Here is a 12,202-nt window from a genome sequence, read left to right as displayed (position 1 = left end):
CCCCCGGCGCGGCCGAACCCGGTGCTGGCGAGCCCGCCACCCGCGCCGCCGCGGCGCGAGCCGCCGGTGACGCCGCCTCCTCCGCCGCCGATGCGGCGCGAGGAGCCCGCCCGTCCGCCGGCCGCGGCGAACCCCGGGGCCCCCGACGCCAAGCAGAATTGGCCGATCTCGCCGCTCAGCGGTGAGCCGCCGCTGACGCTGTTCCGCGGCAAGGAGCTGCGTGAGCTGCCCGCGGGCAGCGAACTGGACCGCTTCGGTGGCCCGAACGGCAACCTGACCTACGCGGCCGGGACGCCGTTCGAGGAGCGTTCGCTCGTGCCGGAGTGGGTGAACCGGCCGTACCACGTGTACCGCGTGCAGCGTCCGCTCGAAGCCCTCGCCGGTGTCGCGATCCCGTGGTTCAACCAGCCCGGTGGCGGGTCGGCGTACCTGCTGCCCGCGTCCATCGAGGAACTGCTCGCCGAGGGCGACCTCATCGAGCTGGATCCGGGCGAACCGCCGATCGACTGATCCGTTCTGCAATGAAGGGGCCTTTCATCGCACATTTCGCGATGAAAGGCCCCTTCATTGCACGCGGGGTCAGTGGATGACGAGTCCGTGCGCGGCGGCGTAGGCGATCGCGGTCTCGGTGTCCACGTGGACCCCGGAGAGGTTCGCCTGCACCAGCCCGTTGGCGTCGAGCCGCGCGCCACGCAGGTCCGCGCCTTCCAGCTTCGCGCCCGCCAGCCGCGCGCCGGTGAGATCCGCGCCGCGCAGGTCGGCGCCGGTCAAGTCGGCTTCGAGCAGGTTCGCCTCACGCAGCCGCAGGCCACCTAGGTCTACTTTGGACAAACGGGCTTTGCTGAGCGAGACCAGTGACAGATCGCATTCGGTGAAGGCGATCTTCTGGAATCGACAGTCCACAAAGGACGATCCGAGCATCGAACAGGAACTCCACCGCGTGCCTGCCAGGACGCTGCGGTCGAAGGTGCACGAGCGGAACGCGGACGCTTCGTGGCGCGAGCCCTCGAAGTCGGTCTTCGTGAAGTCGCACTGGTCGAAGGTGCAGCCCTGGGTGCGCAGCCCGCGCAGGTCGGCCTCGGTGAAATCGCAGCCGACGAAACTGCGTTTTTCCCACCATTGCCGGGAAAGGACGGCTTCTCGGAAATTCGAAGCACTCTTTCCCGCTGAGAATTCATCCGGCTGAGCCTCCGCAGGTTCCATCACCCGTCCAGGATCGCATACCCGCTTACGCCCAGGTGATCCTGTCGAACATCGCGCGCAGCTTCGCCGCCCGCGCCTGCGAAGACGCGGCGATCCAGCCGATCCGGCCCAGCAGATGGGCACGGAAGTCCGGATGCCCGCCCCGGTTCTGCGCCTCCGGGCCGGTTCGGACGCAGTTGTGGAGCAACGCGCGCAGGGCGTCGTAGTCGGCACGCGTCGCGGCGGGCGCGCTGTTGACCACCAGACCCGCGACCCGTTGCCGCTGGTGCGCACCGGCGATCGACGTCTTGTCGTCCCGAAGCCGGAAACCTTCGTCGGCCACGACTCGCCGCACACCGGGCAGCAACCGGTGCAGCGGCAGGGAATCCCCGGAGAACGCCAGATCGTCGGCATACCTCGTGTATGTCGCGCCCAGTGCGCGCGCGAGCCCGTCGAGCCGCCGGTCCAGATAGTGCGTGACCGCGTTCGTGACCGACGGCGAGGACGGCGCGCCCTGCGGCAGATGCGTGGCCGCCAGGTTGTTCAGCAGCCGCGAACGCGCCGGATCCCGCCGTCCCGCGGGCACGGTGGCGAGGACGTCGGGCGGAACGGCCGTGGTGAGCACGCCCGCCAGCGCCTCCGCCACGGCGGGCGGATAGCCGGCGAGGGCGAGCAACGCCGAGATCCGGCGCGCGGACACCGCCGGGAAGAACCCTTCGAGGACCATCCTGACCACGGTCTCCCGGCCCGCGTGCGGCGCGGCGCACGACATCGGCGAACGGCCGCGCCGGAACCCGTGTGCGGCCTCGTGCACCGGCAGCGCGTCGACGACGTGCCGCACGATCCGGCGCTGCAGTTCGGCGAGCCGCGGCTTCGGCCGCTCGATGAGCCGCACGCCGCCCGAAGCGGTCGGGATCCAGCGGTAGGTGTAATGCCGGACCCGACCGGCCGCGCGCCTGTTCCATCCCTTCGTGTCGGCGAACCACGAGAGTTCGCCGGGTGTCAGGTCGAGCGCGGTGGCGCACTCGTCGAACGTCGTCCAACGGGCCACCTGCCATCGCCAGACCGGCATGGGTCCGAGGAGCGACGCGGGGGTGACTCTTTCTCCTGTCATCCGCGCGGCCTCGTACGCGAAGCGTGCCGCTCTCGCGCGGGGCGCCTTGTCTCGCTGTCCTCGTGCTCCCCGGGGGTTCCCCGGAGTGGGTGGTGATCCACCGGCTCACCTCCGCGTCGCGATCACCACCCTACCGACTTCAGCGGCTCGGGATGATCTTCGTGCCGGAGACGTACCGCATGGCCTCGATGAACTTCGGGTCGTTCATCCGGCGCTCCATCTCCGGGAAGTCGAGGTCGGCGAGCCGGGTCTGGATCCACCACAGGTTGCCGAACGGGTCGCGGACCCGGCCGACACGGTCGCCGAAGAAGAGCTCGGTCTGCCTCGTGACCTCTTCGGCGCCCGCTTCGACGGCCCGGCGCTGCGTCTCCACGCTGTCCTCGACGTAGAGCCGCAGGTACGCCGGTGTCTCGACCCAGTCGTCCCGCGCGTCGAACAGCATGACGACCGAGTCGCCGATCCGGACCTCGGCGTGCCCGATCTTCCCGCCCTCGACGTACACCGGTTCACCCAGCGGCTCGGCATCGAAGACGCGCTTCAGGAAGTCGATCACACCTGCGGTGTCGCGCGAGATGATCCACGGGGTGACCGAGTGGTAGCCGTCGGGGATCGGGTTGCTCATCGGAGTTCTCCTCAGTCGTCGTGTGCGATGAGAAGAACGTTAGAGCCGGTATAGGACAGAACACGTCCTAATGGGTTTTCAGCAGGAAAGGCGGTTTCGTCTCCAGCCACTCCGGCATGTCCAGCGAGTTGAGCACCTCGACGATCCGCTTCTCCTCGTACCGGAAATGCGTCTCCATGATCGCCGTGAGGCCATCCAGTTCCCGTTGGACGTCAAGGATCTCGTCCTGACTCGACCCGGGTCCGACACCGGCGACCAGTTCTTCGAGCCGTTCGATGATCCCGGTCATCACCCCGTGGTCGTGCGCGAGCTCTTCGAGCGACGGCCGCAATTCGGGGAATTTGTCCGCCAGCACAAGGAAAGCGCCGCCGTCCTCGCCGGTGTGATGCCTGGTCAGTGCCGAGCAGAAGGTGAGGCAATGCGCCCGGAGATCGCGCAGCCGCTCGGCACGCCCCTCAGCGACCGACCCGAGGTCGTCGTGCAGCATGGCCAGCTCTTTACGCAACCAGTTGTGAACCTGAACGAGTTGATTTCCGAACGCCGTCAACCGGCCGTTCGTCTGAGAAGGGGTTTCCATGATTTCCCATGGTCCGGCACCTCCATGCCCACGACGGTCTCTTTGCCGGGTGCACTGCGACGCTGAAGGAACTTCAGCACGGCCCCCGGGTGATCGTCAAGGGGTTCAGCGGAAGTCACGGGACTTGGCGGTGATCCGCAGCGGCAGATGCCGGATCTGTTCGGCAAGGACGTTCACCACCTCGCCGGTGCGTTCGACCACGCCTCGGACCAGCAGCGCGGGACTGCCGCGGGCGACCCGGTGATAGCGCTGCCACACCCCCATCGTGCAGATGACGTTGATCATCCCCGTCTCGTCTTCGAGGTTCATGAAGGTGACGCCGCCCGCGGTCGCCGGCCGTTGGCGGTGGGTCACCGCACCGCCGGTCAGCACCTGTGCGCCGTGAGGGACCTCGCGCAGGCTCGCCGCCGTGACGACGCCGAGTTCGTCGAGGTGATCCCGGATGAACTGGGTCGGGAAGCTGTCCGGTGACACCCCGGTGGCCCAGACGTCCGCGGCCGCGACGTCGATTTCGTCCATCCCCGGCAACATCGGCGCCTGGGCCCCGGTGATGAGCCCCGGCAGTTTCTCCAGGCTTTCGTCGGCGACCGCGCCCGCCGCCCAGAGCGCGCTCCGCCTGCTCTCGCCGAAACAGCCGAACGCGCCGGCCGCGGCCAGCGCCTCGATCTGCGGTTTGGTCAGCCGCACGCGCCGGGCGACCTCGGACAGATCCGCGAACGGGCCGCCTCGTTCCCGCTCGTCGACGATCTCCTTCGCCGGCTTCTCGCCGATCATCCGCACGGTGGCCAGGCCGCCCCGCACGGCGAGCAGTTCTTCCCCTTCCGGCAAGGGTTCCAGCGTCGCGTGCGGGAGGCTCGCGTTGATGTCCGGGCCGAGCACCCGCACCCCGTGCCGCCGCGCGTCGGCGACCAGCGACTGCGGCGAATAGAACCCCATCGGCTGAGCACGCAGCAAACCCGCCAGGAACGCGTCCGGGTGGTAGTACTTGAAGTACGCGCTCGCGAACACCAGCAGGGCGAAACTCAGCGCGTGGCTCTCCGGGAAGCCGAAATTCGCGAACGCCTTGAGCTTGCCGAAGATCTTCTCGGCGAGTTCCCCCTCGATGTCGTTCTTCGCGGCGCCTTCGAGGAATCGCCGCTTGAGCCGTTCCATCTTCTGTTCGGAACGTTTGGCCCCCATGGCGTGCCGCAACTGATCCGCCTCCGCCGGGCTGAAATCGGCGACGTCGAGGGCGATCTGCATCATCTGTTCCTGGAACAACGGGACCCCGAGGGTCTTCTTCAACGCGTTCTCCAGTTTCGGATGGTCGAAATCCCATTTCTCCTGGCCGTTCTTGCGCCGGATGTAGGGATGCACCGAACCACCCTGGATCGGCCCGGGCCGGATGAGCGCGACCTCGACCGCCAGGTCATAGAACTTCTTGGGGCGCAAGCGAGGCAGTGTGGCCAGCTGCGCCCGGCTCTCCACCTGGAAGACACCGATGGCGTCGGCACGGCAGAGCATTCCGTAGATGTTCTGATCCTTGAGATCCAATTCGGAGATGTCGACCTCTTCCCCTTTGTGGTCACGAACCAGGTCGATCATATAGTGCAGGGCCGACAACATTCCGAGGCCGAGCAGATCGAATTTGACCAGTCCCGCGGCGGCGCAGTCGTCCTTCTCCCACTGCACGACGCTGCGGTCCTCCATGCGGGCCCATTCGATCGGGACGACCTCGCTCACCGGCTGTTCACAGATCACCATCCCGCCGGAATGGATACCCAGGTGCCGGGGGAAGTCTTCGAGCGCACAAGCGAGTTCCACGACCTCTTCCGGGATGTCGTGATCGTGGTCCTTCTCCGTGGCGCGCAACGCGCCCCAGCGGTCGATCTGCTTGCTCCACGCGTCCTGCTGGCCGGGCGAGTACCCCAGCGCCCGCGCCGCGTCCCGGACCGCGGACCGCGCCCGATAGGTGATCACGTTCGCCACCTGGGCGGTGTTCAGCCGCCCGTATTTCCCGTAGACGTACTGGATCGCCTCCTCACGGCGATCGGATTCGATGTCGAGGTCGATGTCCGGGTAACCGTCGCGATCCGGGGCGAGGAACCGTTCGAAGAGCAGGCCGTAGCGCACGGCGTCGACCTTGGTGATGCCGAGCGCGTAGCAGACCGCCGAGTTCGCGGCCGATCCCCGGCCCTGGCAGAGGATCCCGCTGTCCCGGCAGAACCGCACGATGTCCCAGACGATCAGGAAGTAGCCGGGGAAACCCAGTTCTTCGATGATGCCCAGTTCGTGGTCGATCAGCTTCCTGGCTTTTTCGCGGTACTCCTCGTCTTTGTTCTTCTCGTGCTCCTTCGCACCCGCGTAGGTGAGTTCTCGGAGATAGGACGCCTCGGTGTACCCCTTCGGAACGTCGAACGGCGGCAGCTTCGGCTTGATGTGGTGGAGTTCGAACGCGCACTCCCGGCCGAGCAGTGCCGCCCGCTGCACCGCGCCCGGATACCGCGCGAAGATCTCGGCCATCTCCTCCCCCGACCGCAGGAACGCCGTTCCCGCGGCGGGCAGCCAGCCCTCCATGTCCTCCAGGCCTCGCCGGGCACGGATGGCGCTGAGCGCGTCGGCGAGCGGGGCCCGCTCCGGCCGGGCGTAGTGCGCGGCCGTGGTCGCCACCGTCGGCAGCCCGAACTCCCCGGCCATCTCGCTCAGCAGGTCGTTGTGCGTGCTGTCCGGGGGAAGACTGTGGTCGATGAGTTCGACGTAGACGTTTTCCCGGCCGAAGCAGTCGATGAGTTCCTTCAGTCTCTCGACGGCCGCGGCGGGGCCTTCGGTGACGAGCGCCTTGCGCACCGCTCCCTTGCGGCAGCCGGTGAGCACGACACACTTCCCGCCGACCTCTTCGGCTACCACGCGCAGGTCGTAGACCGGCCTGCCCTTCTCCGCCCTTTCCTTGGGGGACGACGACTGCCTGTCGAAGCCGTACAGCTGGCCGGCGGTGATCGCCCGGTTCAGGCTCAGGTAGCCGTCCTGTTGCTTGGCCAGCAAGAGCAGGTGCTCGCCCTCGGGATCGGCGAACCCGTTCTGCGGCCCGGAAAGACCGAAACTGAGCTCCGTGCCGAAAACGGTGTGCACGCCCAGTTCCCTCGCCGCTTCGGCGAAGCGCACCACGCCGTACATGCCGTCGTGATCGGTGAGCGCGATCGCGTCCAGGCCCAGCCGCGCGGCCTCCTCCACCAGTTCCTCGGGATGGCTCGCCCCGTCGAGGAAACTGAAGTTCGAATGGCAGTGCAGTTCGGCGTACGGCACCCGGCGCGCGGTGGCCCCGTCGTCGTCACCGATCAGCCCGGTCAGGTCCGCGGGCGGCTGATACCCCTGCCGCTTGGCACTCCACGCGGGGCTGTCACCGCCGTCGCCGGGCGGTACCTCGCCCGCGAGCTCGCGGGCGAGGTCCTTCCACGGCCGCGGAGGGTTGTTCCAGCCCATCGGTCACCGGTTCTCGGTCGAGCTTCTCGGCGCGGGGACGAACACTTCCGCGCGCGGGACGCACGCCGCCAAGGCCGAGTTCCGTTCGAGGCACTCTTTACCGCCGAGAACGCATCGGCACAGCTCGGCACGCTGCACCGGGATGGCCGGTTCCTCCAGCCATCTCCGCACCAGCCGCGTGTACTCCTCGTCCATGTTCAGTCGTACTTCCCTTCCAGTGTCCACATCGGATTCTTGTGGTGCTCGAAGCGGAGCAGCACCGCCTCCTCGGCGTCTCGCCCGTCGGCCAGCAGCACCTGCAACCGCATCCGGGTCCCCGACCGGGCATGTCCCGCGCCGGCCCGGACACCGGCGAACCACGGCCCCGCCCAGGCGATGACCTCGCGCGGCTCACCGCCTTCGTAGCCCACGAGGAACGGCGCGGCGGTGACCCGGCGCCGTGCGGTGATCTCCACGACGCGCCCGTTCTCGTCCAGCACCTGGGCGGGCACAGGCCGGGCGAACACCGTCGCCGGGGAGGGCGACGGGAGCCTCCCGGCCCAGCTCGCGTCCGCCTGCGCCGGCTTCTCCCGCCTGTCGCCCCACGGCACCAGCCGGACACGCTCGGCGGGGCCGCGGCCGCCGCCGAGCATCGCGGTGAAGACGCTCTCCGGGCCGAGCAACCCCTGCACCCGCACCAGGGCGCGGCCGGCATGCTCGCCGGACAGGTCTTCGTCCTCGGTGGACGGCCGCAGCACGCCCGCCGCACCCGCCTGCCACAACCCGAGCTGCAGCGACCGGCCTTCGACCGTCTCCTCCGGCTCCAGCCGCAGCCGAACGACCCCGGAATCGGGACGATCTTTGGTTTTCAGCCAACCCTCGAATTGCCAGCGCACCCTGTCCGCGACACCGAGCGGGGTCAGCGGTTCGGCGCAGCGCCACACCCGGCCGAGTTGTTCGCCGGTCTCGGTGGTGGCGTAGATGCCGAGCCGGGTGCAGGCCAGCCCGTGCGCGGCGAGCCCGGCGTGGAAGCGTTCGCCGAGTCCTTTCGCCACGAACGCGGCGGCGTCCACCCTGTCGATCGGCGGGTCGAACGTCTTCGCGAGCGAGAGTTCCGGCGGCGGACGGCGGCGCGACGGCGGACGCTCGGACCGTCCTCGTGCCAGCCGGTGCGCGAGCACGCCCTCCATCCCGAAGCGCGCGGAGACGTCGCTTTCGTCGAGCGCCGCGAAGGCACCCAACGTGCGAAGGCCGAGCTGCTTGAGCAAGGTGACCAGTTCGGTGCGGCCTGCCTCAGGCTGGTCGAGCTCGCGGATGGGCAGCGGGGCCAGGAATTCCGCCGTCCCACCGGGCTCGACCAGCGTCGAACGGCGGGCGGCGAGCGTCGCGGCGAACAGGCCGTCGGCGACGCCGACCTGGCTTTCCACCCCCGCCGCCACGGACACCTCGTCCACCAGTCTTTCGAGGAGCCCGTGTTCACCGCCGAAGTAGCCGGCCGCGCCGTCGACGGGGACGGCGACGATCCCCGGGCGCACCACTGCGACGCCGACGGCCAGCTCCTCCACCGCCCGTGCGACGGATTCGAAGAGCCGGGCGTCACGGCCGTCGTCCTCACCGAAGACCGCCAGGTCCGGACAGCAGGACTGGGCCTCGCGCCGCCGCATCCCGCGGCGGACGCCGTATCCCCTGGCCACCGCGGTGCAGGCGACCACGCGGTTCGCCGAGAAGACCGCGGCCGGGCGGCCCACGGGTTCACCCGCGACGGCCGCGGCGGCGACCGCGGGCCAGTCCGGGCACCACAGCACCAGCATGCGTACAGGTGGGTTCACGCCGTCCCCCACCTCGCCGTGGTCGCCGCGGGGAAGTCCGCCCGCTCGACCTCGCCCTGGCCGGGAAACCGCAGCAGAGCCGACGTCGGCCGGGCGGCCGCGCCCCGGCCGCCCGCCCGTACCTCCACCTCACGAGCGCGCAGGTAGCCCGCGCCTCCGCCGGTGAAGCCCGCCCAACGCGAGCGGCGACAGCTCAGTTCGACCTCGGCACCGGGCCAGGAGCCCAGCGAAAGCAGCACCGAACCACGGTTGCGCGCGCGGGCGGACAGCCTTCTCGCCACGTCGGGCCGGGCGAGTCCCGGACCGACGACCACGAGATCGAAGCCGTCGAGCAGGGCCGCGGTCACCGCCGGGAACTCGGCACCGGGACGGGGGACCAGCGCCAGCCTGCCCACCTCGACCCCGAGTTCCGCGGCGGCGACCACCCCGAGCGCGGGCAGGCCGACCGCGACCGCCCACGCACCGCCGGCGGTCGCGGCGGCCAGCAGGGTGAGCATCAGTGACGTGGACCCCAGCACCGAAACGGTGCTCCCGCGCCGGAGCCCCGCGGCGGGCAGCAGACCGGACAACGCCGGGGACACCGGGAGCACCCTTCCCGTCGTCCTCGCGTGTTCGGCCGCGGAAGCCACGCCACTGGCCGTGCTCACTCCTGGCAAAGCCGCCAGCCTCGCCAACGGCAAGGCCCGCGCCTCGACCACCTCCGCTGTCACCGGACCTCGCCTCCCCACGACACCTAAACCGTCCTTTGTGGACGGCACCGGCATGCCACGGGGAAGGCGGCACTTCGAACGCTTGTTCGATGACTCCAGTAGACCGGGTGGAGCAGCGATTGTCAAGCGAGCCGGGAACGATCACCGGGCCTGTCACGTCCGAGGCCGGGGAATCACCGCGCCAGGAAGGAAAAATCCGCAGTGGACGACGCTTGGCCCGAGACCGTGAACGGCTGGGAACTCGCCAGGGAAGGCCATATCGAGAACTACCGCAAACGCTTGGCCAACCGGGTCACGGTCACCGCGATCTGGGAGAACGGAACCGGGCGGGGGCAGGTGGACGCCCGCACCGAGCCGCTGGGCGGCGGCCGGACCCTGACCAGCAGCCGCAAGGATTTCCGGGACAAGGACGCGTTCTGGACCGCCGCGACGTGCGTGCTGGAGATGGCCGCGAACCTGCCGTCACTGGGCTGGGGCACGAGCCCGGCGGCCACGACGCTGGCCGGAACCGTGGCGGGCATGGTCGAGGCGGAGCCCGGCACCAGCGGCTACCCGGAGGCCGAACTGACGTTCACGTTGACCGACGGGCAGACCGTGACGCTGTGCATGACCGACGAACAGGCCTTCGACCTGAGCAACAGCATCTCGCGGCTCGATCACCACGTCTGGTCCGAAGAACGCGAAGACGACGAAGAAGATGAAGATGACTACGACGAACCTGATGAGGACGAACCCGTCGTCGTCGAAGAAGTGCCTGACGTCAGCGAAGTCCAGTCCGGTCCGGACACCGGGCACGACCTGGTCACGCTTCTGGAGGAACGGTTCGGAGTCACCGAGGACAACCTGCTGGCGCACGTCGACTGGTCCGCGCTCATCGTGGTGGGTGAACCCGCGGTGAGTTCCCTCATCGAACGAGGTGACGAACTGACCGCCGCGGCCGCGCCGCGGTGGTATCCGGTCGTGGCGGACCGGCCCGGTGAGCGCTGGGTCGTCCTGAAGCGCACCGGCCTGCGCTATCACGGCGAATGAAGGTTTCGTGAGTGGCTAGGACGGTTCTATTGAGGGGTAAGGCAAATGTGGCGTGTTGCGAAAGCCACTTTCGAGACATCGCACGTCGCGAAAGTGGCTTTCGCGACACACGCCCCGACCATGGGACTCGGCCAAGGGGCACGTCGGAGGCGTGGTGAAGGGCCCCTTCCCTACCTTCAGGGTAGGCAAGGAGGCCTTCACCACCACCAGGGCCGACCACTTCCACTGACGGTGCGAAAGCCGCTTTCCCAACCTCCGATCAATAACCGCCCTAGCCACCCACGAGGCCCGACCGACCTCAGGCCACGCGGGGAAGCGGACCCGGGCGATACCGCCGGAAAGCGGGCGCGACGGTGCCCGGCTCACCGTGCAACCAGTCGTAGAGGAAGCGGAACTCCGGGCCGAACCGGTTCGCCTCGGCGTTCAGTCGTTCCGGTGACGTAGACGGCCAGCGACCGGTTTCGACGCGGTCCCGCAGCACGCGCAATGCCGTCAGTTCTTCCGCGGCGGTGTGCTGGCAGTGCCCGCCCCGGTTCACGAACAGTTGCCGGATCCGGCCGGGATCGACGCGGTCGCCGTAAATCCGCTCGTGTTCGGGGGCGACGCCGTCGCCGGTCGGGTGCAGCGTGACGACGGGTTGATGACCACGTCCTGTCGGCGTCCCGGTGTGGTCGAGCCATCGGGCGGCGGCGGTGTCGGCCTTGACCCGGGGCGCGGCCGCGAGCCGCGCCAAGTCGGCGCCGAGGTCCAGGCCCGCGTCACGGTAGGCCTGTTCCACGAGGCCGCGTTCACTGGACCGGGCGAGCAGGCCACGGTAATCCACTCCGGTGTTCCCGGTCGGGTTCCCGCCGGCCCGCGTCTCCAGATCGGCCCGGTGAGCACCCCAGGACAGCTGGTCGTAGACCGCCTGGACGAACTTCGTCTGCTGACGGATCTGCTCGGCGACGTCGGTGGACCTGGGGTGATGCGCCGTCGACCAGCCGGGGACGTCGGCGAACGCGTTGGCGAGAGCGAGCCGTGCCCGTCCATCGGGTGATTCCAACGCCTTCGCGATCACCTGATGGGCTTTCGCGAGGTTCGCCCGCGGATCGGCGATGCGGGCGATCTCCAGTTCGGGCGCCAGCAGCGTCCGGACCGCGAACCCCAAATCGAGCGCCTGACCGAACAGCGCGGAACCGCCCGCGACGGGACCGCACATCGCCAGCACGCCGTCGATCCGGTGCGGAAGCCGCTCGGACAGCAGGACCGCGTTGAGCCCGCCACCGGAAGCTCCCCAGGTGAGGACCTGCTCCGGACGGCCGACAGCGCGGTCGAACCAGGACAGCAGCGCCGTCTGGTCATGAACGGCTTCGCGGGCCGAGAAGCCGTTCGGCTTGCTGTAGAGCGACGCGGCCAGCGCGTACCCCTCGCCGAGGAGAACGGGTTTCGCCTCCGCCCGGTTGGCGAGTTCGATCTCCTCGGGCACGTAGCCCGGCGGGTAGATGCCGTGGTTGTACAGCAACAACTTGCCGTTCCAGTTCGACGGCACCTCGACCCGGTACCGGGCGCCGTCGATCACTCCGGTGTGCACACGGACGTCTTCCGTGCCGATGGCGGGCGCACCGGTGACGATCAGCGCGGCGGCCAGGATTCCTGTCAGCGTCATGACGGAAATGCTGACAGCGCGAGGCTTCGCGGGAATCCGTCGAGACGCGGCTTCTC

11 protein-coding genes are annotated in these 12,202 nt (G+C 69.1%); 2 read left to right on the top strand and 9 right to left on the bottom strand.

All coding sequences use genetic code 11. The features are described from left to right. Positions 1–510: TNT domain-containing protein (locus H074_RS16465; protein WP_007031165.1), on the top strand; the 510-nt coding region annotated here is incomplete at its 5' end. Positions 511–579: 69 nt separating this feature from the next. On the opposite strand, the gene H074_RS16460 is transcribed toward H074_RS16465, so the two are convergent. From H074_RS16460 to H074_RS16425, 8 genes are all read right to left on the bottom strand, one after another. Next, positions 580–1,203, bottom strand: coding sequence for a pentapeptide repeat-containing protein (locus tag H074_RS16460; RefSeq protein WP_007031164.1), 624 nt, complete (start codon positions 1,201–1,203; stop codon positions 580–582). Positions 1,204–1,228: 25 nt separating this feature from the next. Then, positions 1,229–2,254 (bottom strand): reverse transcriptase family protein, encoded by a 1,026-nt coding sequence (locus tag H074_RS16455; protein WP_039922492.1) that lies wholly within the window; start codon positions 2,252–2,254, stop codon positions 1,229–1,231. 181 nt (positions 2,255–2,435) lie between these two features. Then, positions 2,436–2,918, bottom strand: a complete 483-nt coding sequence (locus tag H074_RS16450) for a VOC family protein (protein WP_007031162.1) — start codon at positions 2,916–2,918, stop codon at positions 2,436–2,438. Between the two features lie 67 nt (positions 2,919–2,985). After that, positions 2,986–3,495, bottom strand: coding sequence for a hemerythrin domain-containing protein (locus H074_RS16445; RefSeq protein WP_007031161.1), 510 nt, complete (start codon positions 3,493–3,495; stop codon positions 2,986–2,988). 105 nt (positions 3,496–3,600) lie between these two features. Then, on the bottom strand, positions 3,601–6,954 hold the full coding sequence (locus H074_RS16440) for an error-prone DNA polymerase (RefSeq protein ID WP_007031160.1): 3,354 nt from the start codon (positions 6,952–6,954) through the stop codon (positions 3,601–3,603). Between the two features lie 3 nt (positions 6,955–6,957). Next, positions 6,958–7,149 (bottom strand): hypothetical protein, encoded by a 192-nt coding sequence (locus H074_RS16435; protein ID WP_007031159.1) that lies wholly within the window; start codon positions 7,147–7,149, stop codon positions 6,958–6,960. Between the two features lie 2 nt (positions 7,150–7,151). Beyond that, positions 7,152–8,744 (bottom strand): DNA polymerase Y family protein, encoded by a 1,593-nt coding sequence (locus H074_RS16430; RefSeq protein ID WP_007031158.1) that lies wholly within the window; start codon positions 8,742–8,744, stop codon positions 7,152–7,154. A gap of 14 nt (positions 8,745–8,758) precedes the next feature. Then, entirely contained in the window at positions 8,759–9,472 is a 714-nt protein-coding gene (locus H074_RS16425; RefSeq protein WP_039922489.1) for a hypothetical protein, read from the bottom strand. Between the two features lie 201 nt (positions 9,473–9,673). Here H074_RS16425 and H074_RS16420 point away from each other — a divergent pair, with 201 nt between their 5' ends. After that, complete coding sequence (locus H074_RS16420) at positions 9,674–10,501, top strand: hypothetical protein (protein ID WP_007031156.1); 828 nt, start codon at positions 9,674–9,676, stop codon at positions 10,499–10,501. Between the two features lie 298 nt (positions 10,502–10,799). On the opposite strand, the gene H074_RS16415 is transcribed toward H074_RS16420, so the two are convergent. Beyond that, positions 10,800–12,146, bottom strand: a complete 1,347-nt coding sequence (locus tag H074_RS16415; RefSeq protein ID WP_007031155.1) for a DUF6351 family protein — start codon at positions 12,144–12,146, stop codon at positions 10,800–10,802. Positions 12,147–12,202: the final 56 nt, after the last annotated feature.

Origin of the sequence: Amycolatopsis decaplanina DSM 44594, from assembly GCF_000342005.1 — a bacterium.
In the GTDB taxonomy this organism is placed as follows: domain Bacteria; phylum Actinomycetota; class Actinomycetes; order Mycobacteriales; family Pseudonocardiaceae; genus Amycolatopsis; species Amycolatopsis decaplanina.
The sequence above is the reverse complement of the archived record's forward strand: the minus strand, read 5'-3'. Positions and strand labels throughout refer to the sequence as shown.